Origin of the sequence: Piscinibacter sp. HJYY11, from assembly GCF_016735515.1 — a bacterium.
GTDB lineage: Bacteria > Pseudomonadota > Gammaproteobacteria > Burkholderiales > Burkholderiaceae_C > Rhizobacter.
Genome location: NZ_JAERQZ010000001.1, coordinates 523872 through 549988, shown reverse-complemented (window position 1 = coordinate 549988; position 26117 = coordinate 523872). Strand labels below are relative to the sequence as shown.

The window sequence follows — 26117 nt, the reverse complement described above, 5'->3', positions numbered from 1 at the left end:
TCCGTGCCGCAGTTTACGGAGTGCCTGAAAACGTTGTCACCGCGGAACCCGGGATTGACGGCGCATCCGGCGAGCCCTTCGTGGCTGCAGTAGCATCGCGGCATGCGTCGCTGGCTGGTCCTCCTGATGGTCGTGTTGCTCCCCTTGCGCGGGTGGGCGGGAGACCTCATGAGCTTGCAGATGGCGACGGCCGGCGTTGCCGCGCATGCCATGGCGGGGATGCCGGCCGACTGCCCGATGCACACCGGCGCCCAGGCGCCCGAGACGAGCGCTCACGACAGCAGCGACAGCACCCCTGCCCCCACCGGTGGCGTGGAGAGCTGCTCCTCCTGCCAGCTCTGCATCCCGCTTGCCAAGCTGGCCAGTGGCAGCCTCGAAGCGGTGAGCTTCGCGGTGCACGAGCAGCCCCTGATGCCGCGGGTCGCCTTCATGAGCGCATCGCTCGCACCGGCGGTCAAGCCGCCCATTTCCTGATCTCCAGGCCCGAAGTCCGTCCGCAGTTCTTGACTGCGGTGACCTGAACCGTGGCTCGCCCCCGAGCCGCTGCTGGAGATCCCGATGAACAACAAGCTATTCCTGGCCGCAGCGCTGCTGTGCGCCGCCCCTGCCTGGGCCAACCCCGAATGGGTGGCCGCCGAGGTCGTCAAGCTCGACCCCGCCCGCAGCAAGATCACGCTGAAGCACGCGCCCATCAAGAGCATCAAGATGGCCGCGATGACCATGCCCTTCAGGGTGCGCGACGCCGCCCTGCTCGCGCCGCTCAAGGTGGGCGACAAGGTGCGCTTCCACGTCGCCGAGAAGGACGACGAGCTGGTGATCCAGGAGATCGAGGAGGTCAAGCGATGAAGCGGCTCTCGATCGCGCTGGCCGCCGCCTTGACCACGGCAGGCGCCGTGGCCGCGCCCATGGGCTTCAAGGACAGCACCATGCTGATGGCCGACTTCAGCCCCAACTGGCGCGAGTCGTGGGTCAACCACGCGCTGACCGCACGTGACGCCATCGGCATCGGTGGCCTCTACATGCGCTCGGACGACGAGACCCGTTCCCGCACCCTGGCCGAAGCCACCTACACCCGGCTCGCCAAGCGCTGGAACCTGGAGCATGCGCAGGCCAATGTGTGGCTCTTCGCCGGCGCCGGGGCCATCCGCGGCAACGACTTCTCCGGCACCCGCTTCGCCTGGGCGCCCGGGCTGCAACTCGACTACGAGACGACCCGCCTCTACCTCGCCGGCACCGCGCGCCTGTACCGGGCCGAGGGCCTGAACCACGACTTCGGCTCGGTGCGCGCCGGGTTCTCGTTCTACGAGGTCGACTACGACGAGGTGCAGCCCTGGCTCGTCGTCGAAGCGCGGCGCATGCGCGGCCTCTCGGAGAAGATCGAAGTCACGCCCATGCTGCGCCTCATCCACAACCGTTATTTCGTCGAGCTCGGCGTCAACACCGACAAGCAGGCTCGCGCGAATTTCATGTACACGTTCTGAAGGAAACATCATGACCAAGCAACTCCTCATCGCCCTCGCCCTCGCCGCCACCGGCAGCGCGTCGTTCGCCGCCACCACGGTCAAGGCCACCGTCAACGGCATGGTCTGCGCCTTCTGCGCGCAGGGCATCGAGAAGCGCCTGTCCAAGCTGCCTGCCACGCAGGCGGTGTACGTCGACCTCAAGAAGAAGATCGTCGCCGTCGAAGCCAAGGAAGGCCAGACGCTCGACCCGAAGGTCATCACCGCCGAGATCACCGATGCAGGCTACGACGTGACCAAGCTCGAAACGGTGGAGCAATCGGTGGCCGACATCAAGGCCGGGACCAAGGCGAAGAAATGAGCGCCGACGGCATCGCCGAATCGCGCGCCGGCTGGTGGACATCGGTGCTGGGGCTCTTTGCGAGCTCCAGCACGCTCGTGTGCTGTGCGCTGCCGGCGCTGCTGGTCACGCTCGGCGCCGGCGCCGCGCTCTCGTCGCTGGTATCGGTGTTTCCGCAGGTCGTGTGGCTGAGCGAACACAAGGTCGAGCTCTTCGTGCTCGCGGGTCTCGCCATGGCCGGCAGCGGCTGGCTGCAGTGGCGCAACCGCACAGCGCCCTGCCCGACCGACCCGCGGCTGCGAGACGCCTGCCTGAGCACCCGCCGCACCTCGCGGCGGGTGTTCGTCTTCAGCCTGTGCGTCTACGCTGTCGGCGCCTGGTTCGCCTTTGTCCAACCCTGGCTCGGCGACTAGCCCTCAGCGCTTGTTGCGCACCGGCACCGGGATCTCCTCCGGCGCGATCTCCCGCACCAGGCGCAGGTCGGGGATCCGCCCTGCCATCGCCCCGGCCGACACGCGGAAGTGGTACATCGGCTGGATGGCCTGGTGGTCGTCGCGGCGGAAGGTCATCATGCCCTTGGGCGTGTCGAAGCTCATGCCTTCCATGATGTCGACGAGCTTGTCGCCCTCGGCCACGCCGGCACTCTTCTTCAGCGCGGTGACGATCGCCATGGCGGCCGAGAAACCACCCGCGGTGAACATGTCCGGCGGCTCGTTGTAGCGCATGAAGTGCTGCGACACGAGCCACATGTTGGCGTTGCCGCGCGGGAAGCCGAAGTAGTAGTACGCCGCGCCCTGCATGCCGGGCAGGCGGTTGAACTGCACCATCGCCGGCAGCGTGTTGCCGCCGGTGGCCATCTCGATGCCGGTGGCCTTGAGCGCCTCGTCGGCGATGTTGAAAGGCGAGCCGGCGCCGGCCCACAGCACCCAGATCACCTTGCGGCCGGGCTTGCCCTTGAGGCTGTCGATGAGGCGAGTGCGCGCCGCAGCGAAGTCGGTCGAGCCCGCCGGCATGTATTCCTCGTGCACCACCTTGCCGTGCTTGAGCGCGTCCTTGAAGGCGCGGATGCCGTCGCGGCCAAAGGCCGAGTCCTGCGCGAGCGTGGCCACATGCACGCCGGCCTGGTCGAGCGCCACCGCGTTGGAGATGGCGTCCTGCGAGCTGTTGCGCCCGGTGCGGAAGACATAGCGGTTCCACTTCTCGCCGGTGATCGCATCGGCCACCGCGGGCTCGACGATCAGCACCTTCTTGTGCTGGGCGGCGACCGGCAGCATCGCGAGCGCCACGCCCGACGAGGTGGGGCCCACCGCCAGGTCGGCCCGGCTTTCGGTGTAGGCCGTCTCCAGCAGCATCTTGCCGCGATCGGGCTTGCCTTCGTCGTCGTACTCGTTGACCACGAGCGTGCGGCCCGCGACCGTCATGGTGCCGCCGGTGGCGTATTCGAGGCCCATGGTGAAGCCGGTCGCGGTCTGCTTGCCATAGGCCTCGAGCGGGCCGGTCTTGCTGTAGATATGCGCGATGCGGACCTCCTGCCGCGGCGGCGGCGTTTCCTTCGCAGGCGCTGCGGCGGGCAATGCCAACGAGACGAGGAGCGCGGCTCCACGAAGTGCGGTGAGGGTGAGAGGGTGCATGGCTGTCTCCAACGAATGTGTCGCGGTTCGCGCCGTTGGCCGCTTGGGCCGCCGGCCATCCCATATCGCAATTCGCTGACCAGCCACGCGAAGTGCCTGAACTCCGACTTACGCCACGCTTTGTGGAGAGCGCCCGTTCACCTGGAGCCGCGCGCGCCCATTTGTGTCGAAATGTTCGGACAAGCGCGAGGGATCACCCTGTTCGACCGGCAGACAAACGTCTGGCCCGCATGACGATCCCTCGCCCACCGAGCAGGGCCCGCGGGCCTCGGCCCTGCAACGTTCCTCGCAGGAGCGAGGAAAGTTGCACGGACCGTGGCCCGTGGCGCATCGCTCACTGTGCCGGGCAGGCCCCACGGTAGAAGTAGTTCGAACCCGCCGGCTGCTCGCGCACGATCACGGCGGTGGTGCCGTAGCGCGAGCCCAGGTTGTCGTTCGAGCCGATGGCGCAGCCGTACAGGTTGCTCGTGCCGCAGGCCACGGCGCGCGCCGCCGTGATGTGCTGTGCCACGGTGGCCGAGGTCTGCGTGCACGATTCGACCACGCGCACGGTGCGCGACACGTTGTTGGAGCGGTTGCCGGTGGCGTCGGTCGCCCAGTACTGCAGCGTGTAGGTGCCGAGCACGGTGGTATCGACGCTGCCCGAGCTGTTGACGCTCGGCCAGGGGTCGAGGTCGTCGGTCGCGTTGGCCCACGGGTCGTTGAAGGGCTGGCCGCGCTGCACGGTGATGGTGGTGGCGCCGTTGAGCGTGATCGTGGGTGCCGTCACGTCGTTGATCACGTACACCGTCTGCGAGGCGGTGGCCACGTTGCCGTCGCTGTCGACGGCGCGGAAGTTGAGCACATAGGTCCCGGCCACCTCGGCGTTGACGCTGCCCGTCGTCTCCATGTTGATGAGACCGCCATCCCGCAGGTCGACCGCGAAGGCGTCGGGCGAGAAGCAGCAGTAGCCGCGGGCGATGCGCACCGTGGGCTTGTCGACGAAGATGCGCGGCAGCTGCGGGTGCAGCACGAAGACGTCGCGGTAGACGCTGTCGCGCGCCGCGTTGTGCTGGCCGCGGGTGTCGACCACGTCGTAGAGCACCTGGTAGCGGCCGATCTGCGAGGTGTTGGTGAGCACGGTGCCGGCACGGGTCACGCTGCCGGTCAGGTCGCCATCGAGCTCGTCGTAGGCGAAGTAGCCGGGCTCGACGAAGGTCGAGTTCTGCGCGATGTACATCGGGATGCAGATGAGCGGCATGCGGCAATGCGGGCCGATCAGGTCGACGATGGGCGGGCGGTCTTCGGCCACCACGTGGATGAGGCGCTTCTCGGGCACGGCCAGGTTGCCGGCCGAGTCGCTCACGTCGTACTGCAGCACGTAGTGGCCGGGCGTGGCGGTGTTCACGTTGCCGGTGACGCGGATCTTGCTCGTGAGCACGCCGTCCTCGCGATCTTGCGCCGTGGCCGACGGGGCCGTGTAGGCCGTGCCGACGAGCAGGTACTTCTCGGTGTCGCCGCTGAGCGTGATGCGCGGCGGCATGTCGCCCGCCTTGCACACGCCCGTGGCGTAGGCGTTGTCGCGCGAGCGCACCAGCGAGACCGGCGTGTAGCTGCTGCGCGAGCCGATCTGCTGGTTGGAGCCCACGGCACAGGCGTAGAGGTTGCTCAGGCCGCAGGCATAGGCCCGCCCCGCCGTGATGTGCGCGGCCGGCGTGGCGCTGGTGGCCTGGCAGTCGGCCCCGCTCCTGAAGCGCACGGCCTTGTTGAGGTTGAGCCGCCCGCCGCTCACCACCTTGGTGGCGGTGCCGGGCACCACGTCGGCACGGTTCATCAGGATGGCCTTCACCTCGTGGTAGGTGATGCCGGGGTTCTGCGCAAAGAGCAGTGCCGCAGCGCCCGCCACGTGGGGCGATGCCATCGAGGTGCCCTGGAAGCTGTCGTAGCCGCCATTGGGCACGGTGGAGAGGATGCTCACGCCGGGCGCGGCGATGTCGACCTCCACCGCGCCGTGGTTGGAGAACCAGGCCAGCGCGTCCTGGTGGTCGGTCGCGGCCACGCTGATGATGTTGGCCACCGGCAGGCCGGCAGGCACCGCGGTGGAGTGCTCGTCGGTGAAGGTGCCGTCATTGCCGGCCGCGGCCACGAAGAGCATGCCCGCGTCGGCCGCGGTCTGGATGGCGTCCTGCAGCGGCTTGGAATACAGCACGCCGCCACGGTCCCACGCGAGGCCGCCCCAGCTGTTGTTCGACACCTTGGCGCCCATGTCGGCCGCGTAGAGGATGGCGTTGATGGCATCCGCCGTGAGGCCGTAGCCGTCGGCACCGATGAACTTGAGCGCCATGATCTTCGTGCGCCAGGCCACGCCCACCACGCCCAGGCTGTTGTTGCCCACCGCGCCAATGGTGCCGGCCACGTGCGTGCCGTGGCTGTTGTCGTCCATCGGGTCGCCGTCGTTGTTGGCGAAGTCGTACCCGTGGACATCGTCGATGTAGCCGTTGCCGTCGTCGTCTATGCCGTTGCCGGGGATCTCGCCGGGGTTCGTCCACATGTTGGCGGCCAGGTCGGGGTGGCGGTAGTCGACGCCGGTGTCGATCACCGCGACGGTGACGTTGCTCGCCTGCGTGATGGTGTTCCAGGCCTCGGGGGCGTCGATGTCCGCGTCGGCACGGCCGCCGGTCTGGCCGGTGTTGTGCAGGCCCCAGAGGCGGGAGTCGAGGTCGTTGGGCGTGGCCTGCACGCGCAGGATGGCGTTCGGCGCCACCGTCTCCACCTCGCTGCGGCGCAACAGGCCCTGGTAGACGCTCGAGACATTGGTGCCGGGCGCGAAGGAGACCACGCGCCACGATTGCATGCGCGCCGCCAGTGCCTGCAGGCGGCGCGGCTGGTAGAAGCCATCGAGGCGCGTGGCGCTGAAGCCCGTCATCAGCGACTGCATCTGCGGCACCGTCACGCCCTCGCGGAACTTGACGAGCAGCTGCTGCGACTTCTGCCGCAGCGCCTCGCTGCGCGGCGTGGCGGGCGCGGGTGCCGCGACGCCGAGGCGCACGACCGGTGGTGCGGCCGTGGGCGATGCCTTGCCCACCGGGCTGCCGGCGTGCGCCGGCAGGGCCGCCAGCAGCACGACCATCGCCGACACGGCGGTGGCGCGGAAAAGAAACGACTTCATGGAAAGCTCCCTCTGGGATGACGACGAACGGCGCGAATGCTGCACCACAGCATTGCGTTTCGTAAGCCTCAGCGATTGCGTACGCGAGCCTGCGTACGCCAAAGTGCGTAACGCACATAACGCGCTATCCGAGCGGTGTCTGGAATGCGGCGACTGCACTGTCGACAAGGCTGCTCGGGAAGCGGACACACCGGGTCACGGCCGGCCACCCGCACCGGGGACGAAGCCCGTGGCACACGCTTTGCGTTGCTGCTCGTCGCAGCATTCAAGAGGGAGGGAGTGCGCCGAACAGGCCGTCAGCGCGGAATGGCGCCAACGTTGCGCAGCTCCGGGTACAGCACCAGCTTCTCGTACAGCGTGGCGCGCGAGATGCGCAGCAGCTTGGCCGCGGCGACGCGGTTGCCCGCCGTCGCGCGCAGGGCCGCACCGATCGCATTGCGCTCCAGGTCGGCCATCAGGTCGGGCAAGGGGCGGATCGAGTCGGCCGCATGGGGCGTCGCGGCGTGTTGATCGGGCTCGTCGACCGCGAGCCGCAGCGGGCTCGTCGGCGCGGCACGACCGGGCAGCACGTTGGCCAGATGGGCCGGCGTGAGCTGCAGGTCGTCGGTCATCACGCTCGCCTGCTCCAGCACGTTGCGAAGCTCGCGCACGTTGCCCGGCCAGCGCTGGCCCATCAGGATCTCGAGGGCATCGGGCGTCAGCATGCGCTGCGGCATGCCGCTGCAGCGGGCGATGTCGGCAAGCAGCGCATCGGCAAGCGCCCCCAGGTCGGACAGGCGCTCGCGCAGCGCGGGCAGCCGGATCGGCAGCACGTTGAGGCGGTAGAACAGGTCGGCGCGGAACTCGCCCGAAGCGACCATCGCCGGCAGGTCGCGGCTGGTGGCGGCGATCACGCGCACGTCGACGCGCACCACCTCGTTGGCCCCCAGCGGCTCGACCTCCTGCTCCTGCAGCACGCGCAGCAGCTTGGCCTGCAGCGGCAGCGGCATGTCGCCCACTTCGTCGAGGAAGAGCGTGCCGCCGCTGGCCATCTTGAACTTGCCGTCGCGCGCCTTGGTGCCCGCGCCGGTGAAGGCGCCGGGCGCCACGCCGAAGAACTCGGCCTCGAGCAGGCTCTCGGGGATGGCGGCGATGTTGATGCCGATGAACGGGCCCGCCGAGCGGGGCGAGGCCGCATGGATGGCCTGCGCCAGCACCTCCTTGCCGGTGCCGGTCTCGCCCAGCAGCAGCACCGTGCTCTCGGTGTTGGCCACGCGCAGGGCCATGCTCTTCAGGCCCACCGCGGCGGGGCTCGTGCCGATGAAGCTTGCGATCGTGTAGCGCGAGCGGCGCTGCACGGCGAGCTGCTTGCGCGCGTCGTCGAGCTCGCGCTGAAGCCGGGTGAACTTCGTCATCAGCGGCTGCATGTTGGTGCCCGGGTGGTCGAGCAGCACCATGCCGATGGCGCCGATCACCCTGCCCTGCGCGTCGTGCAGCGGCAGGCGCGTCACGAGGAAGGTGCCGGCCTGGTTGGTGAGCAGGTCCACCAGCACCGGGCGGCCGCTGTCGACCACGCTGCCCATCAGCGTGTTGGGCACCACCTCTTCCACCGGCCGGCCGACGAAGTCGTCGGGACCGCTGATGCCGAGGCCGGGCAGGAAGCGCTTGTAGCCTTCGCTGATCCACACGATGCGGTGCTCGCGGTCGACGACCATCATGCCCATCGCCAGCTGCTCGAACACATCGAACATCGACTTGGCCGCGAGCTTGAGCACGCGGTGAGGATCCAGGGGCAACAGCTGGGAAATGTCTTGTGCCATGTCTGCCATGTCTTGGCCATCAAGCTGCATGTGCGGCGCTCTCCATTGGACGGCACGACGGCGTGGCACTGTGGAGTGCCTTGCCTGTTTTCATGTCAGATATGTCGCGCTTCATGCGCTTGTGGCCCTCGGATGCGCGGCGGCGATCGGGTCGAGGTCGCAACAAGCATGCCCATGGCGCGCTGCAGCACGCCGCCATGGCGCGATGCGTCGAACATGCGTGAAGAGTTGCCGTCCGGTGTCCTGTTGCCGGACGAAGAAGCGGGTAAACCCTGTCTGAAGGCCAGTCGAAACCGACACGTTTCTCGAGGGGCCGTGCCTTGCCGGCCTCGCCGATCGCAGCGATGATCGTTTCGCCCAAAAAGAAGATGCTCCGGTCAATGATTGATCCACGCGCCAAGCTGCTGCGCTTGCTGGAAACCACCCGCCTCGAAGCGCTCGTGCAACACCTGCACGACGACCTCATCGCCGATGGCCGCGTCGCCGGCTTCGAGGTCAACCTCCACGACCCCGCACGCAAGAGCCTCGTCACCGCCGACCTGCGGCTGCCGGGCGAATACGCCGGCATCGAAGGCACCTACCGCGGCTTCCAGTACGTGCTGGACCGGGCCGATGCCAACGCCAGCGTGTTCACGAGCCGCACGCCGCTGGTGGTGGTCAGCGGCGACCTCGATCGCTTCTACGAGACCACGCGCATGCGCTTCGAGCGCTGGCGCATGCGCAGCCTGCTGGTGCTGCCCCTGCTCATGCCGGGGGCCGAGCAGCCCATCGGCACGCTCACCGTGTTCAGCCGCGACCACCTGCTCGGTGCGGCCGACCTGCCCGCCTTTGCCTCGCTCGCCGCGCTCTACGCACCGCAGCTCAAGCTGCACTGGGAGCTCAAGCTCGGCGCCAGCCGCAGCCAGACGGTGGAGCACATGGCGACGGAGATCCACCAGTTCGTCGAATACATCGCCGAGATGAACAGCCTGACGGCGGTCGACCAGGTCTACGCCTCGATCTCGCGCGAGTTCATGCGCCGCTTCGGGCTCGACATGGTCAACATCCTGATGGCCGAAGACGACCACCTGACGATGGTCCACAGCGCCTTCAGCGAGCCCTTTGCCCACCTCGCGGCGGAGTGGGAGCAGCATCGCTGCTCGACCGCCTATTCGCTCACGGTGCACGATGGGCAAAGCGCCCTCGTCTACATGCATGGCCAGCGCCTCGTGGTCGCGGATGCGCAGAAGATCCTGCACCTGCCCATGTCGGCCAAGGACCGGCGCGCCCTGGAGCTGCTTCGAACCGTTCGCTCGTTCAGCTACGTGCCCATCCGCCTGCACGAGAAGGTGATCGGCCTGATGTGGCTCGTGACGCTCTCCGAACAGCGTGTGCCGACCGAGGCGCAGCTCACGCTGATCGACCTGCTGGCATCGTTCATCAGCACCGCCATCGTCAACGCGCAGGCACACATGCGGGTGGAAGAGCAGACGCTGCAGATCGGCAAGCTCAACACCGAGCTCGAGGCCAAGGTGCAGCTGCTCGACGAGCTGGCACGCAAAGACAAGCTCACCGGCCTCAACAACTTCGGCGCACTCGAGGAAGAGATGCGCCGGCGCATCAGCGAAGCGCACCGCTCGCCGATGGCGCTGTCGATGATCCTGGTCGACATCGACCACTTCAAGCGCTTCAACGACACCTTCGGCCACCCGGCCGGCAACGTGGTGCTCAAGCGCGTGGCGCAGGTGATCTCGAAGGCGGTGCGCGACATGGACTTCGTGGCCCGCTACGGCGGCGAGGAATTCGCGGTGCTGCTGCCGCATTGCGACCTGCCCAGCGCGCTGGCGGTGGCCGAGCGCGTGCGCGCCGACATCGAGGCGGCGGTCATCGACAACGGGGACGAGCGGCACCAGGTGACGATCAGCGCCGGCTGTGCCGTGCTCGGCGCGCAGGAAGCGTCGGCCGATTTCGTGAGCCGGGTCGATGCCGCCTTGTACGAGTCCAAGCATGCCGGCCGCAACCGTGTGACGGCCGCGTCGCCACGCAAGCCCTAAGCGGCCACCAGCTGATCGGCCGCGAAGAAGGCCTCGATCAGCGCCAGATGCTCGGGGACGTTGAGCGCAGGCGCGTGGCCGCAGCTCGGGATGGTCACGGTCGACGCGCGCGGGCCGCGGCGGGCCATCTCTTCCAGCGCGTCGGCAAGCAGCAGGTCGGAGTCGGCACCGCGCAGGCACAGCACCGGGAGCGTGAGCGTGTCCCACGCGGCCCACTGGTCGTAGTCCTGCGGATGGGCGACGAACTGCTGCGCGATGGCCGGGTCGTAGTGCGGCGTCACCCGCCCGTCGGGCAGGCGGCGGGTGGACGACTCGGCGAGCAGCCGCCACTGCTCGTCGCTCATCCAGCCGAAGGGCTTGTAGACCTCGCGGAAGTAGCGCTCGAGTTCGCTCACGGTGTCGAACGCCGGCGGGGTGCTGGCGTAGACGGCGATGCGCGCCAGCGCCTCCTTCGAGAGCTGCGGCCCCATGTCGTTCAGCACCAGCCGTCGCATGCGCCCGCGCAAGGGCCCGGCGGCCGCGGCGATGCCGATGGCCCCACCCATCGACGTGCCGAGCCAGTGGAAGCGGTCGATGTCGAGCTGGTCGACCAGCGACGTGGCAAGGCCGACATACGACGCGAGGCAGTACTCGCGCGCCGGATCCTGGGCCCACTCCGAGAACCCGCGCCCGATTGTGTCGGGGCAGATCACGCGGTAGCGCCGCGCGAGGTGCGCCGCCGCGTGGTCCATGTCGCGGCCGGTGCGCGCGAGGGCGTGCCAGGCGATCACGGTCTCGCGGTGCTGCGAGCCCCACTCGGTGAAGTGGATCTCGCGGCCCTGGCAACGCAGGTAGCGGGAAGTCGGAGTGGTCACGGTGCTTTCCTCCAGGGATTCAGGGGCAGGTCCCGATCACGTAGTAATTGGCGCCGGTCTGCTTGAGCGTGGTGGTGGTGTAGGTGTTCCAGAGGCCCATGTTCTGGTTCGACCCGTTGGCATATGCATAGCCGCTGCGCTGCGTGGCACGGCCCGCCGTGGTGTGCGCGTAGTTCGACGCGGTGTAGCAGGTGGCGGTGGGCAGCGGCGTGCCGGTGGTGGTGCCGCTCGCGGGCGACGAGGTCGCGCCTTCGGCGCCGTTGCCATCGAGTGCGCGCACCGTCCAGCTGTAGGTGGTGCCGGCGGCCAGGCCGCTGTCGGTGTAGCTGGTGGTGGTGACCGTCGAGCCGTTGACCTTCGCGCCGTTGCGGTAGACGTTGTAGCCGGCCGCGTTGTTCACCGTGCTCCAGGTGATGGTCATGCTGCTGATCGTGGCGTTGGACGTGCTCACGTTGGCGGGCGCCGGCAAGGTGCCGCCCCCCGTGGAGCCCGAGGCCACGCGGTCGACCATCGCCTTGATGGCCGCGGCCTGCGTGCCGGACTTCTGCGCGAAGTTGCTGCCGTACCAGCCGATCCAGTCCCAGCAGGCGTTGGGGTTGGGCAGGGAGCCGCTGGCCGAGGTGGCGCGGCTGGTGCTGTCGACCTTGGTCTGCGGGAAGAGCACGATGATGTTGTTGGTGTCGGCCCAGCGGGTATAGCCGGTGTTCTTCACGAACTTGTCGGTGATGTTGGAGTAGCTCTGCAGGCAGCCGTGCAGTGCCACGTGCAGCTTGCACTGCGTGCCGCTCGCGCACGACGACGGCACGTACAGCCACCCGCTGGCGGCCATGCCGGGGTTGTTGTTGGTGTAGGCCGACTGGTTGAACTCGATGTAGTTGGCCGCGGCCGGTGCGTTGTTGCGCGCGTTGAGCGTGCCGTAGAGCTTGGTGAGCACGGCCTTGGCGCCGTCGTAGCCGCAGTTCGAGATGTAGGGCGAGGCCGAGCTGCCGCAGCTGTTGTTGCCGGTCGAGTCGAAGTCGGTCGGGAAGACGTGCGCGGTGCTGGCGCGCTTCACGTATTCCAGGTTGGCGGCGGGCACGCCGTTGTTGGTGTACTGCGTCTTCAGCGCGTCCATCGGGTTGGGGCCGACGGTCGAGTCGCTGGTGCCGACGAACATGTAGATCTTCTGGTTGGCGACGTTGGCCTTGTTGTCGATGGCCGTGCCGCTCCAGTTGTTGATGTCAGCCTGCATGGTGTTGAGCATGCTGCTGCTGATGGTCGCGTTGTACATGCAGGCCGTGTAGTTGCTGTGGCCGGCGCACATGTAGGGGCCTGCGGCAAACACGCCCACGCCGGAGAAGGTCGCCGAGTAGGCATAGCCGAGCTGGTTGGCCATGAAGCCTCCCGACGACAGGCCGGAGACGGTGATCTTGGTCTTGTCGACGTTGTAGGCGGGCAGCGCCACGACGGCGGCACTGCTCGAGGATGCGGCCACTGCCAATGCGGCGGCCATGAACACGGAACGGGTGAGTTTCAAGCTTGTCTCCTTTTGCCTCTGGTGGGCGTCGGGTTCCCGCTGCATCGCCGTGCAGTCGGGAGGCTTGGGCCTGCCCGGTGCATGCCGGGCCGGCTCCACTCCCTGCGTGCGTCGCGCTAGCGCTTGTTGCGGATGGGAACGTTCATCTGCTCGGGCTTGATCTCGGCCACCGCCTCGGGCACGCCCCAGGCGAAGGCCGGGTCCACCTTGATGCGGAAGTGGTACATCGACTGCATGGCCTGGTGATCGTCCTTGCGGAAGGTCATCTTGCCCTTGGGCGTGTCGAAGCTCATGCCTTCCATGGTCTTGATGAGCTTGTCGGTGTTGGTGTCGCCGTTGGTCTTCTTCAGCGCTTCGACGATGGCGATGGCAGAGGTCATGCCGCCTGCGGTGAAGAGCTCCGGCGGCTCCTTGAACTGCTTGTAGTGGTTGGCCACGAGCCACTCGTTCACCGGGTTCTTGGGGATGCCGAAGTAGTAGGTGGTGGCGCCTTCCATGCCGGGGAAGTTCTTGTACGAGGCCATCACCGGCATGATGTTGCCGCCCGTCACCACCTCGATGTTGTGGCGGCTCAGGTAGAGGTGCGCGGCCTTGAAGGGCGTGTTGGCACCGGCCCAGACCACGTAGACCACCTTGCGGCCGGGCACGCCCTTGAACGCATCGATGATGCGCTGCATGCCGGCGGTGAAGTCGGTGGTGGTCTGCGGCAGGTACTCCTCGTGGATCACCTTGGCGTTCTTCACCGCGTCCTTGAAGGCCTTCACGCCGTCACGGCCAAAGGCGTAGTCCTGCGCGAGGGTCGCGACCGTCGTGCCCGGCTTGTCGGCCACCATCGCGTTGGCGATCGCGTCCTGCGAGCTGTTGCGGCCGGTGCGGAAGATGTACTTGTTCCACTTGTCGCCGGTGATCGAGTCGGCCACCGCGGGCTCGACGATGAGGATCTTCTTCGCCTCTTCGGCGACGGGCAGCAGTGCGAGCGCCACGCCCGAAGAGCTCGGGCCGACCGCGATGTCGGCCTTGTCGTCGGCATAGGCCGCGGCGAGCAGGTTCTTGCCCACGTCCGGCTTGCCCTGGTCGTCTTTCTCGATCACCACGATCTTCTTGCCGGCCACCGTCATCGTGCCGCCGGTGGCGTATTCGAGGCCCATCATCAGGCCGGTCTGCGTCTGCTTGCCGTAGGCCTCGAGCGGGCCGGTGCGGCTGTAGACGTGGGCGATGCGGATCTCCTTGCCTTGGGCAAAGGCACCGCTGGTGGCGCAGGCCAGGGTGGTGGCCGCCAGGACCATCAGCGTCCGGCGCACGGGATTCGGGGTCATTCAAATGTCTCCTTGGATGTCGGCGTCCTTGGGGTGAAGACGCCGGATGTGGTGCTTCCCAGCGCAAGCTTGGTGCCAGCCCTTGCAAGCCCGCTTTATCGACGGATTCGCCCCGCTCAGCGGGCGGGACCGAGGGTTTGCGACAGGGCCCGCTGCCCGAGGGCTGGACGAAGCCGCACTGCAGCAACGCCCAGTTCCTCGACACAACGTCTGTTTCCCGGTCAGCGAGCTGGCAGCGTGATGCCGCCGGCCGAGGGCTGCACCGGGCCGTTTCAAGACAGAAAAAAAGCCTTGCTCCCCGAAGGGAACAAGGCCACAGCGCTCTCGGACGGAGAGTTCTCTTGCTTTGCGACTACTTCAAGCGGAAGGCCGACACCACGTTGGTCAGGCTCTGCGCCTGCTCGCGCAGGCTCTCGGCAGCGGCCGAGGCTTCCTCGACCAGCGCGGCGTTCTGCTGCGTCACCTGGTCGAGCTGCGTCACCGCGCTCGTGACCTGGCTGATGCCCGAGCTTTGCGCCGAGGCCGCGGTGGTGATCTCGCTCACGATGCTGGCCACCTCCTCGACACTCGCGACGATCTCGCTCATCGTCTCGCCCGCGGCCTTCACCAGCCGCGAGCCGGCATCGACCTTGTCGACGCTGGTGTCGATCAGCGCCTTGATCTCCTTCGCGGCCACTGCGCTGCGCTGCGCCAGCGTGCGCACTTCACCCGCCACCACCGCAAAGCCTCGGCCCTGGTCGCCGGCGCGCGCCGCTTCCACGCCGGCGTTGAGCGCAAGGATGTTGGTCTGGAACGCGATGCCGTCGATCACGCCGATGATGTCGCTGATCTTGCGCGAGCTGTCGTCGATCTCGCGCATGGTCCTCACCATCTGCGTCACCACCTCGCCGCCCCGCATGGCCACGGCAGAGGCGCGGTGCGCGAGCTGGTTGGCCTTCTCGGCGGCGCTCGCGCTGTGGCGCACGGTGCTCGTCAGGTCTTCCATCGACGACGCCGTCTGCTGCAGGCTGGAGGCCGCGCGCTCGGTGCGCTGGCTGAGATCGAGGTTGCCCGTGCTGACCTCGGCACTCGCCACGTGGATGCTGTCCGACGACTCGCGGATCTGGCCGACGAGCGTGCGCAGGCGTTCCTGCATCGCCGCAATGGCGAGCAGCAGGCGGCCGATCTCGTCGTGCGAGCCCACCTCCACCTGCGAGCTGAGGTCGCCCTCGGCGATGCGCTCGGCCACGCGGATGGCCCCGTCGATCGGCCGCTTCACGCTGCGCGTGATGCGCCAGCCCAGCAACGTGCCTGCGACCACGGCCGCGGCCACCACCGCCGCCGCAATCCACAAGGCACGCTGCTGGCCCGACACGGCGTTGGCGTAAGACGCCACGCTCGACTGGCGCTCCACCGCCATCAGCTGCTCGACCTTGCCGCGCCACGCGGCTTCCTGCGGGCGGGCATGGGTCATCAGCGTGGTGGTGGCTTCGATGTTGGAGCCGTCCTGGCCCTGCTTGGCGGCGCGCTGCAGCAGCGGGATCGCCACCTTGGCCGTGGCCGCGATCTCGCCCACGAGCGCACGCTCCTCGTCGGAGGCGCGGGCGCTGTCGAGCGACTCGGCGAGCCGGCGCTCGGTCTCCTGGTAGCGGGCGACCGTGGCGGCGAGCGCCTTCATCTCGTTGTCGATCTCGCGCAGGTCGGTGAGCAGCGCGATCGAGCGCGCCTGCACCGACATCTGGCTGATGTGGGTCAGCAGCTCCTGCGCCAGGTCGCTGCGCGCACTGTCGACCTCGACGATGTGCTGCATGCGCGCACCCATCGAGCGGATCTCCAGGCCGTTGAGCGTGGCCACGCCCACCAGCATCAGCACCAGGCTCGCAAAGCCCAGTGCCAACCGGCGCCCGACGGACAGCCTCAGCTTCATGCGTGCGCTTCGACTTGCGCCGCCGCCTTGGCCGGCTCGGCAGCGCTTGACTTCTTGCGACGCGCGATGAACTCACCCACGAATCCGCGGCGGAAGGCCAGCACGCACACCACGAAGATCACGCCGATGATGACCGTCACCCACGATCCCACGCGGTCGGCGAGGAAGTTCTGCAGGCCGATGATGGTGAAGGCGCCCACCACCGGGCCGGCGAAGGTGCCGAGGCCACCGAGCAGCGTCATCAGGATCACCTCGCCCGAGAGCGACCAGTGCACGTCGGACAGCGTCGCAAAACCCAGCACCAGCGTCTTCAGCCCACCGGCCAGGCCGGCGATGGCGGTCGACAGCACGAAGGCCAGCAGCTTGTAGCGGTTGACGTTGTAGCCGAGCGAGATGGCACGCGGCTCGTTCTCGCGGATCGCCTTCAGCACCTGGCCGTAGGGCGAGTGCACCACGCGGATGATGAAGAGGAAGACCGCGACGAAGATCGCCAGCACGAAGAAGTACATCGTGAGGTCGCTCTCCAGCGAGATCAGCCCGAAGAGCTTGCCACGCGGCACGCCTTGCAGGCCGTCTTCACCGCCGGTGAACGGCGCCTGCAGGCAGATGAAGAAGATCATCTGCGCCATGGCGAGCGTGATCATCGCGAAGTAGATGCCTTGCCGGCGGATGGCGATGAGCCCCACCACCAGGCCGAGCGCGGCGGCCACCAGCACCCCCGCGATCAGCCCGAGCTCGGGCGTGAAGCCCGCCGAGCGCACCAGCCAGCCCGTGCCGTAGGCCGCCGCGCCCATGAAGGCGGCGTGGCCGAACGACAGCAGGCCGGTGTAGCCCAGCAGCAGGTTGAAGGCACACGCGAAGAGCGCGTAGCAGAGCGCCTTCATCGCAAACACCGGGTAGATGCCGATGAAAGGCGCGGCGATGAAGAGCGCCAGCGCCGCCCATCCCGCCTTGCGGCCAGGAGTCGAGAACCATGAAGACAACTTACTTCTCCTTGCCGAAGAGGCCTGCGGGGCGAATCATCAGCACGATGGCCATGATCACGAAGACGACGATGCTCGAGGCCTCGGGGTAGAACACCTTGGTGAGGCCTTCGATCAGCCCGAGCACCAGGCCCGTGAGGATGGAGCCGAGGATCGAGCCCATGCCACCGATCACCACCACCGCGAAGACGACGATGATCAGGTTGCTGCCCATCAGCGGCGTGATCTGGATCACCGGTGCGGCCAGCACGCCGGCGATGGCTGCAAGGGCCGCACCCCCGGCATAGGTGAACATGACCATCAGCGGCACGTTGATGCCGAAGGCCTGCACCAGGGCCGGGTTCTCGGTACCGGCGCGCAGCTTGGCGCCCAGGCTCGTCTTCTCGATCAACGCCCAGGTGCCCAGGCACACGATCAGCGAGGCCACGATGACCCACGCGCGGTAGTTGGGCAGCACCATGAAGCCGAGGTTGGTGGCGCCCTGCAGCAGCTCGGGCACCGCATACGACTGGCCCGACACGCCGTACTGCTCGCGGAACACGCCTTCGAAGATCAAGGCCAGGCCGAAGGTGAGCAGCAGACCGTAGATCGGGTCGAGCTTGTAGAGGTGCTTGAGCAGAGAGCGCTCGATCACGAGGCCGAGCGCACCCACCACGATCGGCGCGATCAGGAGCGCCGCCCAGTAGTTGATGCCGAAGGTCTCGAGCGAGAACCACGCCACGTACGCGCCGATCATGTACAGCGCGCCATGCGCGAAGTTCACGATGCCCAAGAGGCCGAAGATCACCGCCAGGCCGAGGCTCAGCATGGCGTAGAACGAGCCGTTCACCAGGCCGAGCATCAGCTGGCCCATGAAGGCTTGTATGGGAATACCGAAGATTTCAGTCATGGGTGGATCCCCGCTTTCGCGGGGATGACCGGTTCTTTATTTCCAGAGGGCGCAGCGCGTTTCTGCCTTCGTCGTCCAGGCGGCTTCGCCCTTGATGGTCTCGACCACGTTGTAGTAGTCCCAAGGTTCCTTCGACTGCGCCGGCGTCTTGACCTGCATCAGGTACATGTCGTGCACCATGCGACCGTCTTCGCGGATGCGGCCGCCCTTGGCGAACACGTCGTTGATCGGCGTCTTCTTCATGTGCGCGAGCACCTTGTCGGCGTCGTCGGTGCCGGTCGCCTTCACCGCATTCAGGTACTGCAGCGCGGCCGAGTAGTCGGCGGCCTGCAGCGACGAGGGCATGCGCTTGAACTTCTCGAAGAACTTGCGGCTCCAGGCGCGGGTGTCGGCGTCCTGGTTCCAGTACCAGCTGTCGGTGAGGTACATGCCCTGCGCGGTCTTGAGGCCGAGCGAGTGCACGTCGTTGATGAACATCAGCAGGCCGGCGAGCTTCATCGTCTTGGTGACGCCGAACTCGTTGGCGGCCTTCACCGCGTTGATCATGTCGCCGCCGGCGTTCGCGAGACCTAGGATCTCGGCCTTGCTGGTCTGCGCCTGCAGCAGGAAGGACGAGAAGTCGCTCGCCGACAGCGGGTGGCGCACCGCACCGATCACGTTGCCACCGGCGGCCTTGACGACGGCGGAGGTGTCGGTCTGCAGCGCCGAGCCGAAGGCGTAGTCGGCGGTCAGGAAATACCAGCTCTTGCCACCGGCCTTGACCACGGCGTTGCCGGTGCCCTTGGCGAGTGCCACGGTGTCGTAGGCCCAGTGCACGGTGTAGGGCGTGCAGCGCTCGTTGGTCAGCGCGGAGGCGGCAGCACCCACGGCGATGAAGGGCTTCTTCTTCTCGGCAGCGATGCCGGCCATGGCGAGGCTGGCACCGGAGTTGGTGCCGCCGATGAGCAGGTCGAGGCCTTGCTGGTCGAACCACTCGCGCGCCTTGGCGCTGGCGATGTCGGCCTTGTTCTGGTGGTCGGCGACCAGCACTTCGATCTTCTTGCCGTTGATGGCACCGCCGAACTCGGCGACGGCGGCACGGATCATCTCGGCGCCGGCCGGGCCGTCGATGTCGGAGTAAAGGCCGGAGATGTCGGTGATGAAGCCGATGCGGATCACGTCACCGGAGATCTGGGCTTGCGCCAGCGGGGCGAGGCAGGCGAGGCCGCAAGCGGCAGCGATGGCTTTGATTTTCGAGAGCTTCAAGAAAGTGTCTCCTTAGACGCCTAGGGTTTCGTGCAGTTGCTCAAGGTGATCAGGCAACTGGGATTGGGTGAACTCTTGGATGACGCGGCCGTGCTCCATCACGAGGAAGCGGTCGGCCAGGGGGGCGGCGAAGCGGAAGTTCTGCTCCACCATCAGCACGGTGTAGCCGCGCGAACGCAGCATCAGCACCATCTCGGCGAGCTTCTGCACGATGACCGGCGCGAGGCCTTCGGAGATCTCGTCGAGCAGCAGCAGCTTGGCGCCGGTGCGCAGGATGCGGGCCACGGCGAGCATCTGCTGCTCGCCCCCGGACAGGCGCGTGCCCTGGCTCTTGGCGCGCTCCTTCAGGTTGGGAAACATCGCGTAGATGTCGTCGAGGCTCATGCCGGCAGGCATCAGCGAAGGCGGCAGCAGCAGGTTCTCTTCGGCGCTCAGGCTCGAGAAGATGCCGCGCTCTTCGGGGCAGTAGCCGAGGCCGAGGCGTGCGATGCGATGCGTGGGCAGGTGGATCGTCTCCTTGCCTTGCACCTTGATGCTGCCCTTGCGCGAGCCGATGAGGCCCATGATCGCCCGCATGGTGCTCGTGCGGCCGGCGCCGTTGCGGCCGAGCAGCGTCACGACTTCGCCTTCGTTGACGTGGAAGTTCACGCCGTGCAGGACGTGGCTTTCGCCGTACCAGCCTTGGAGGTTCTTGATTTCCAGGAAGGGAGTTGTCATTTTTTTAGTGCGTCCGTTGGTTGGTTTCGCGCGGGCTCGCTGCGGCGGGGCGCCGTGTTCCGTTCATGTCCCCCGACCGCTCACCACTCCCGTGGTGATCGGTCTCCTCCTTTGCTTCACTCCACACGGCGCCCCACCGCAGCGAGCAAGGCACGGCCACAGCACGCCACACGCTGTGCATGCCACCGCTGTGCCTGGCCGAGGCTGTCGGGTGACCGGCGCAGCGAAGTAAAGGAGGAGGCCAGGCGCAGCCTGGCCGGGGGACATGAGCGGAGCCGGTCACCCGGCAGCCTCGGCTCGCGCCGACAGACGCACGCGCATGCATCTCAATGCGCCCCCACCAGCTCGACCTGAGCGCTACCCATGTAGGCCTCGATCACCGCCGGGTTCTTAGACACATCGGCGTAAGGCCCCTCAGCCAACGTCGCCCCCCGCGCCAGCACCGTGATCGTGTCGGCGATGCTGGAGACAACGCTCATGTTGTGCTCGACCATCAGGATGGTCCGCCCCACCGACACCCGCTTGATGAGCTGCCGGATGCGGTCCACGTCTTCGCTGCCCATGCCCTGGGTGGGCTCGTCGAGCAGCATCAGCTCGGGCTCCATGGCCAGCGTGGTGGCGATCTCGAGCGCGCGCTTGCGGCCGTAGCTCAGCTCGACCGTGGTGAGGTTGGCGTAGGACGCGAGGTCGACTTCACGCAGCAGCTCGATCGCACGGGCGTTCAGACCGTCGAGCGAACGCTCGGGCTTCCAGAAATGAAAAGAGGTGCGCAACTTTTTCTGCAACGCGACGCGCACGTTCTCCAGCACCGTCATGTGCGGGAAGACCGCCGAGATCTGGAAGGAGCGGATCACCCCGCGCTCGGCAATGCGTGCCGGCGTGTCGTGCGTGATCTCTTCGCCGTTGAAGACGATGCGCCCGGAGGTGGGCGTCAGGAATTTGGTCAGCAGGTTGAAGCAGGTCGTCTTCCCTGCGCCGTTGGGCCCGATCAATGCATGAATGTCTCCTCGGCGGACACGCAAGTCCACTTTGTCGACAGCCACGAAGCCCTTGAACTCTTTCGTCAAGCGCTCGGTTTGGAGAATGCAATCCACTACTGCTCCTTTGCGAGAGGCGGCAGTGTCGTGAACGCAGTGACGCGTCGCAATATCGAGCGACTACGCTAGGGTTCACCCGAGCAAACGAGAGGCCGAGCGTGCAGTTTGTGGCGGCAGACGCGGTTAATCAGTTTTGCTTAAGTACAGATGGCATGTGATGTGCATCAGCACGCCGATATCCTCGCGCCGAGAAAAGCCACCATGCTGCAAACCGTGCTCCACCACCCGCCCGATGTGAACCTGATGCTCGCGTTCGACATGGCACCCGTGGGCCTTTGCGTGTCGAGCAACCGCGTCATCCAACGCTGCAATGAGGCCTATGCGTCGATGTTCGGCTACGAGCCCGAAGAGCTGATCGGCCACTCGATGTGCATGCTGTACCCGTCGCAGAACGAGTTTCTCGGCATCGGCGCGCGCGGCTTCGAAGCCCTGCGCGACCATGGCCGCTACTCCGACGAACGCATCATGAAACACCGCGATGGCCGGCTCTTCTGGTGCCACGCCTCAGGCCGCACGCTCGACCGAGAAGACCCGTATGGCTGCACCGTGTGGATGTTCGAAGACATCTCGGCGCGCCGCCCCATCACCACCGCCCTCACCTCGCGCGAGCGCGAGATCGCGCAGCTGCTGATCGAGGGCAAGACCAGCAAGCAGATCGCGCGTGTGCTCGAGGTGAGCCCGCGCACGATCGATGCACACCGCGTGCGGCTGCTGCGCAAGCTGAAGGTCAACACGGCGACCGAGATGGTGTCGCGCCTGGCCGGCCTCATGTAGGCCGGCGCAGGCGCTTCTTTCACGTCACATCAGTTCGGGATGCTGATGCTGGTGCCGCTGTAGGTGATGGCATTGCCCGCGGCCGGCGTGCCGGCGACCGCCGGCACGTGGGTCGTGGTCAAGGCCGGCGCCGCGCCCGGCGTGCCGCCGCGCGCCGTGGTGCGCACCACCTGGCTGTCGGGCAGCGCCGTGTTGTGGCGCAGCTTCGCGTACATCGCGTTCATGCCGTGGTTGAAGTACACGTGCAGCGGCACGAAGCGCGTGTCGAACCCCGAGAACGGAATGAAGGCATCGAAGTGCTGCGCGTTCTCGACCTCCAGGTAGCGCAGCTGGCTCGCGCTGCCCTCGACCACACGGTTGTAAGCCGCATAGGACCGCGAGTTGTGGTTGATCGCAAGCAGCGCATCGCTGCGGCCCGTCACGATCAGCGTGGGCTTGCCGCGCAGGTTGCCGTTGAGCTGCACTTCGGCGATGCCGGCGCGCACGGCCTGGCTTTGCGCAAGCGTCGGGGTCGAGGCGTTCGTCAAGGCGGCGCCGGACACGGGGTCGACCCCCGTCACCAGCGCACGCTGGCACAGCGCCGAGTCGAGGCCGAAGTCGGCCAGGTGGGTCGACGGCGAGACGGCGAACTGCCAGGCCTTCGCACCGCCCTCGCTGTCGTTGTAGACCACCGTGGCCGGCGTGCCGTTGGCCGTGCCGTTCGCGAGCGCGAAGCTCGCCGCCTTGGTGTTGCCGTTGACGGGAATCGGGTCGCCGGTGCCGTTGACCGGCGCGAAGCTCACGCCGCACAGGTTGTCGGTGAGGCCGAAGCGGCCATAGCTCATCGGGTACATCGCCGAGATGATCGGCCCGTTGCCCAGCCCGTAGTGGGCGTTGTGCATGGTGTCGTTCTCGGGCGTGAAGCCGTGCGCGCGCAGCTTGGCGAGCGCGTCGGTCGCCTGGTCGGCCGTGGTCGCACCGGTCACCAGGCCCTTGGCCGCGAGCGCGGTGCAGCGGTTGGCGGCACGCGCGTTCATGCCGACGAGGCTCATGTAGTTGTAGATCGAGACCTCGGCCATCTGCGCGGCCGGCGCCAGCGCAGCGCAAGGCTGGAAGATGTTGGCGTAGGTGAAGTAGTCGGCCAGTGAACGGCCGTAGCTCGCCACCGGCACCCCGCCGACGTTCACGCCGTAGCCGGTGGTCGTGAGCGGCTGCGCGCTGGGCTCGGAGGCCACCACGCCGTCGATCAGGCCGCCGGTGTCCTGCTCGGCGGCGCGCAGCACGGCCGCACCGCCGTTCGAGACGGAGCCGGCGAGCACGATCGTGTTGCCCGGCGTGTAGAGCGCGAGCTTGCCGTCGTTGGCGGGCGAGTTCGGCGCGTACTCGAGGTTGAGCGCGTGCAGTGCATAACGGATGGCCACGAGCGTGTCGGTGCCCCAGTCCTTCTCCGGGTTGACCTCCGAGTGCGCCTGCTTGATCGACAGGCGGTTCGGGAAGGCGGTGTTGAAAGCCGTGCGCGCCGCGTCGCTGATGGCCGAGGCGAAGTGCGACAAGGTGCCGGCCGCGGTGCGCGTGGCGCGCGTGCCGTCGATGCGGTTCACGCTGTCGTCGGCCGGGTCGTAGAGACCCACGCCCTTGCCGGCATCGGTGAGTGCCACGGCGCAGCCGCGCTTGAGGCCCCAGTCGGCAGACGTGCCGATGGCACCGTAGACACCGCGCGAGCCCGACGACGGGCCGGCCACGATGCACGGCGCGTTGCGGTCGAAGCTCGTCGGGATCTGCACCGCGATCGTCACCTGCTTGCGGCCGGTGCCGTCGTCGAGCACCGCGAGGTACTCGCGGCCGGGGATCAGGCCTTCGCCGAGCGTGTCGTTGCCGGCGAGGTCGATGTTGGGGCCGTACAGGCGACCGTAGCCACCGTTGGCGGTGGAGTCGACGAGGCCGCGGTAGTTGCTGTAGAGCGCGTTGCGGCGCAGCTCGGCGGCGGTCGGGCTCGCGGGGTCGGCGTAGGTCGGTGCCACGGCACTGCCGATGCCGGTGCGACCGAGGCCGCCGGTGAGCAGATCCTGCGTGGCCGCGGTGCTGCCGCTGCCGACGGTGGTGGCGCCGTAGGTCGTGACGCTCACGGTGGTGACGCCGGCCGGCTGCGTGCTCAGGGCCGGGTCGTCGCTGCCGCCGCAGGCGCTCAGGCCGGCAGCGCCCAGCGTGAGCATGGCGACACGAAACGTGCGCTTCTTGTTCGATGTCATTCGAAAGGTCTCCTCGGGATGGGTGAGCGGATCAATGTAGAAGTCACCCCGCGCGCCGAGCAGTCGTAGGAGTACATCAGGAGTACCCGTTAGGTAGTTCAGCGCCAGCAGCAACCCGTAGGTAATGGCACCGCCATCGAAGGCCCCGTGGTGCCGCGGGACACGCGCTCCTAGCATCGCTCTCACATTTCGTAACGTGAGGGGTGCTGCATGCACACATGGTGGAAACGCTTGGCGGTGGGGGGTGTCATGTTCACCTCGCTGGCCGCATCGGCACAGGAGCCGACGATCACGATCGGCCAGGTGGCGCCGCTCTCGGGGGTGCTCGCCACCACCGGCCAGCAGATGGTGCTGGGCGGCAAGGTGTACTTCGATTCGGTGAACGACCAGGGCGGCGTGCACGGCGCGAAGATCCGCACACTGGTGCTCGACGACGGCTACAAGGTCGACGAGACGCTGCGGCTCACGAAGGAGCTGGTGGCCAAGCCCGAGGTGGTGGCGCTCTTCGGCTTTGCGGGCAGCGCCAACATCGCCAAGCTGCTCGAGGAGAAGGTGCTGGCCGATGCCGGCATCGCACTCGTGGCGCCCTACACCGGCGGCGAGCTGCTGCGCAAACCGTTCAACCCGTGGATCTTCCATGTGCGCGCCGGTTATGCCGACGAAGCCGAGCACATGGTCAAGCAGCTCAACACGCAAGGCCTCGGACGCATCGCGGTGCTCTACCAGAACGATGCCTTCGGCAAGGCGGGCCTGGCCGGCGTGGAATCGGCGCTGCAGCGGCGTGGGCAGAAGCTCGTGGCCTCGGCCAGCTACGAGCGCAACACCGTCGAGGTGGAGTCGGCGGTGAAGGTGATCCGCGCCGCGGCACCGCAGGCGGTGATCATGGTCGCGATCAACAAGCCGGCCGCGGCCTTTGCGAAGCAGTACCGCGAGGCCGGCGGCGGCGGCCAGCTCTTCAACATCTCGGTGGTCGACCCGGCCGAGCTGGTCAAGCTCGGCGGCATCGAGAACGTGAAGGGCCTGGGCATCAGCCAGGTGGTGCCCTACCCGTACCGGCAGACGATTCCGGTCGTGCGCGAGTTCCACGAGGCGATGAAGAAGTACGCGCCGAAGGACGAGGTGAACTACACCAACTTCGAGGAATTCCTGGGCGCCAAGGTGCTGGTGGAAGCGCTGCGCCGCGCCGGGCCCAAGCCCACCCGCGCCAAGGTGATCACGGCGCTGGAGTCGATGAACAACTTCAACCTCGGTGGCGTGCGCATCGGCTTCGGGCCGAAGGAGCGCGTGGGGTCGCGCTTCGTCGAGGTGACGGTGATCAGCAGCCAGGGCAAGCTGCTGAAGTAGGCGCCGCTACTGCGCCGTCCAGCCGCCGTCGACCGGCAGCGTGATGCCGTTGATGTTGTGCGCCCAGGGCTGGCACAACATCGCGGCCACTTCGCCGATCTCCGACGGGGCCGACATGCGGTGGCTGGGCTGTTTCTCCTGCAGCAGCTCCTTGATGCCGGCGGCGCGGTCGCCGCCGTGCGCCTGCGCGCGCGCCATGATCTGCGGCTGGATCAGCGCGGTCTCGGTCCAGCCGGGCGCGATGCAGTTGGCGGTGACGCCGCCGGTCTCGATCGACCCGACGGCCGCACATTCGAGTGCCGCCACCCGCGTCAGGCCGACGAGCCCGAACTTCGCCGCCACGTACGGGCCCTTCTGCGCCGAGGCCACGAGCCCGTGCACCGATGCGATGTTGACGATGCGCCCATAGCCGCGCGACACCATGCCCGGCAAGGCCAGGCGCATGGTGTGGAAGGCGGCTGACAGGTTGATCGCGAGGATCGCGTCCCAGCTCTGCGGCGGCATGTCGACGATGGCGGCGGTGTACTGGATGCCGGCGTTGTTGACCACGATGTCGAGCCCACCCTGCCAGCCGATGGCCTCGGCCATCAGCGCGTCGATCTCGGCGCTGTGGCGCAGGTCGCGCATGACGTAGATCGCCTCGGGCGCACCGGCCTGGCAGACGCTGGAAAGCGCCGCATGGGCCTGCGCGGTCTCGGCCACGTCGTGCAGCACGATGCGCGCGCCGTCTTGCGCCAGCCGCGTGGCGATGGCAAGGCCGATGCCCTGCATCGAGCCGGTCACGAGGGCCGTGCGGCCCTTCAGCGTCATGGAAGCCATGTTGTCGATTCCGATCGG

The 26117-nt window shown here is 67.5% G+C and carries 22 protein-coding genes; 8 read left to right on the top strand and 14 right to left on the bottom strand.

Translation table 11 applies throughout. The features are described from left to right. The first annotated feature begins 168 nt into the window (after positions 1-168). From JI745_RS02485 to JI745_RS02465, 5 genes are all read left to right on the top strand, one after another. Positions 169-474, top strand: a complete 306-nt coding sequence (locus JI745_RS02485; RefSeq protein ID WP_201803482.1) for a hypothetical protein — start codon at positions 169-171, stop codon at positions 472-474. Between the two features lie 84 nt (positions 475-558). After that, entirely contained in the window at positions 559-846 is a 288-nt protein-coding gene (locus JI745_RS02480; protein ID WP_201803480.1) for a copper-binding protein, read from the top strand. After that, on the top strand, positions 843-1481 hold the full coding sequence (locus tag JI745_RS02475) for a hypothetical protein (RefSeq protein ID WP_201803478.1): 639 nt from the start codon (positions 843-845) through the stop codon (positions 1479-1481). Before JI745_RS02480 ends, JI745_RS02475 begins: the two co-directional genes overlap by 4 nt. Before the next feature lie 10 nt (positions 1482-1491). Next, positions 1492-1821, top strand: coding sequence for a heavy-metal-associated domain-containing protein (locus tag JI745_RS02470; protein ID WP_201803476.1), 330 nt, complete (start codon positions 1492-1494; stop codon positions 1819-1821). Further along, entirely contained in the window at positions 1818-2213 is a 396-nt protein-coding gene (locus tag JI745_RS02465) for a hypothetical protein (RefSeq protein ID WP_201803474.1), read from the top strand. The genes JI745_RS02470 and JI745_RS02465 overlap by 4 nt, the downstream gene beginning before the upstream one ends. Before the next feature lie 3 nt (positions 2214-2216). Here the strand turns inward: JI745_RS02465 and JI745_RS02460 are convergent, their stop codons facing one another. The 3 genes from JI745_RS02460 to JI745_RS02450 form a co-directional block, all read right to left on the bottom strand. Beyond that, positions 2217-3431 carry a substrate-binding domain-containing protein gene (locus tag JI745_RS02460; protein ID WP_201803472.1) on the bottom strand — a complete coding sequence of 405 codons (1215 nt, stop codon included), beginning with the start codon at positions 3429-3431 and terminating at the stop codon, positions 2217-2219. Between the two features lie 334 nt (positions 3432-3765). Then, entirely contained in the window at positions 3766-6579 is a 2814-nt protein-coding gene (locus tag JI745_RS02455) for a S8 family serine peptidase (protein ID WP_201803471.1), read from the bottom strand. A gap of 296 nt (positions 6580-6875) precedes the next feature. Then, positions 6876-8378 (bottom strand): sigma-54-dependent Fis family transcriptional regulator, encoded by a 1503-nt coding sequence (locus tag JI745_RS02450; RefSeq protein ID WP_201803469.1) that lies wholly within the window; start codon positions 8376-8378, stop codon positions 6876-6878. 380 nt (positions 8379-8758) lie between these two features. Here JI745_RS02450 and JI745_RS02445 point away from each other — a divergent pair, with 380 nt between their 5' ends. Beyond that, on the top strand, positions 8759-10411 hold the full coding sequence (locus tag JI745_RS02445; RefSeq protein ID WP_201803467.1) for a diguanylate cyclase: 1653 nt from the start codon (positions 8759-8761) through the stop codon (positions 10409-10411). Here JI745_RS02445 and JI745_RS02440 read toward each other — a convergent pair. The 9 genes from JI745_RS02440 to JI745_RS02400 all read right to left on the bottom strand — a co-directional run bounded on the left by JI745_RS02440 (position 10408) and on the right by JI745_RS02400 (position 20931). Continuing rightward, complete coding sequence (locus JI745_RS02440) at positions 10408-11265, bottom strand: alpha/beta fold hydrolase (protein WP_201803466.1); 858 nt, start codon at positions 11263-11265, stop codon at positions 10408-10410. The genes JI745_RS02445 and JI745_RS02440 overlap by 4 nt on opposite strands. 19 nt (positions 11266-11284) lie before the next feature. Further along, positions 11285-12757 (bottom strand): fibronectin type III domain-containing protein, encoded by a 1473-nt coding sequence (locus tag JI745_RS02435; protein WP_201812299.1) that lies wholly within the window; start codon positions 12755-12757, stop codon positions 11285-11287. 140 nt (positions 12758-12897) lie between these two features. Then, positions 12898-14097 (bottom strand): substrate-binding domain-containing protein, encoded by a 1200-nt coding sequence (locus JI745_RS02430; protein WP_201803464.1) that lies wholly within the window; start codon positions 14095-14097, stop codon positions 12898-12900. 352 nt (positions 14098-14449) lie between these two features. Further along, positions 14450-16003, bottom strand: coding sequence for a methyl-accepting chemotaxis protein (locus tag JI745_RS26705; RefSeq protein WP_201803463.1), 1554 nt, complete (start codon positions 16001-16003; stop codon positions 14450-14452). Next, positions 16000-16986: a branched-chain amino acid ABC transporter permease gene (locus JI745_RS02420; RefSeq protein ID WP_404932791.1), complete on the bottom strand. Its 987-nt coding sequence runs from the start codon at positions 16984-16986 to the stop codon at positions 16000-16002. The genes JI745_RS26705 and JI745_RS02420 overlap by 4 nt, the downstream gene beginning before the upstream one ends. Position 16987: 1 nt before the next feature. Continuing rightward, positions 16988-17875: a branched-chain amino acid ABC transporter permease gene (locus JI745_RS02415; RefSeq protein ID WP_201803461.1), complete on the bottom strand. Its 888-nt coding sequence runs from the start codon at positions 17873-17875 to the stop codon at positions 16988-16990. A gap of 36 nt (positions 17876-17911) precedes the next feature. Beyond that, positions 17912-19120 carry an ABC transporter substrate-binding protein gene (locus JI745_RS02410; protein WP_201803459.1) on the bottom strand — a complete coding sequence of 403 codons (1209 nt, stop codon included), beginning with the start codon at positions 19118-19120 and terminating at the stop codon, positions 17912-17914. Positions 19121-19132: 12 nt separating this feature from the next. Further along, positions 19133-19837 carry an ABC transporter ATP-binding protein gene (locus JI745_RS02405; RefSeq protein WP_201803458.1) on the bottom strand — a complete coding sequence of 235 codons (705 nt, stop codon included), beginning with the start codon at positions 19835-19837 and terminating at the stop codon, positions 19133-19135. A 326-nt stretch (positions 19838-20163) separates the two neighbouring features. Continuing rightward, positions 20164-20931 (bottom strand): ABC transporter ATP-binding protein, encoded by a 768-nt coding sequence (locus JI745_RS02400; protein ID WP_201803456.1) that lies wholly within the window; start codon positions 20929-20931, stop codon positions 20164-20166. 204 nt (positions 20932-21135) lie between these two features. On the opposite strand from JI745_RS02400, the gene JI745_RS02395 reads away from it, so the two are divergent. After that, positions 21136-21708, top strand: a complete 573-nt coding sequence (locus tag JI745_RS02395; protein WP_201803454.1) for a helix-turn-helix transcriptional regulator — start codon at positions 21136-21138, stop codon at positions 21706-21708. A 29-nt stretch (positions 21709-21737) separates the two neighbouring features. Here the strand turns inward: JI745_RS02395 and JI745_RS02390 are convergent, their stop codons facing one another. Next, the gene (locus JI745_RS02390) at positions 21738-23936 is read right to left on the bottom strand and encodes a 3-hydroxybutyrate oligomer hydrolase family protein (protein ID WP_201803453.1); all 2199 of its coding nucleotides are present in this window, start codon (positions 23934-23936) and stop codon (positions 21738-21740) included. A gap of 249 nt (positions 23937-24185) precedes the next feature. Here JI745_RS02390 and JI745_RS02385 point away from each other — a divergent pair, with 249 nt between their 5' ends. Continuing rightward, the gene (locus JI745_RS02385; RefSeq protein ID WP_201803452.1) at positions 24186-25280 is read left to right on the top strand and encodes an ABC transporter substrate-binding protein; all 1095 of its coding nucleotides are present in this window, start codon (positions 24186-24188) and stop codon (positions 25278-25280) included. Positions 25281-25286: 6 nt separating this feature from the next. Here the strand turns inward: JI745_RS02385 and JI745_RS02380 are convergent, their stop codons facing one another. After that, positions 25287-26090, bottom strand: a complete 804-nt coding sequence (locus tag JI745_RS02380; RefSeq protein WP_201812297.1) for a 3-hydroxybutyrate dehydrogenase — start codon at positions 26088-26090, stop codon at positions 25287-25289. Positions 26091-26117: the final 27 nt, after the last annotated feature.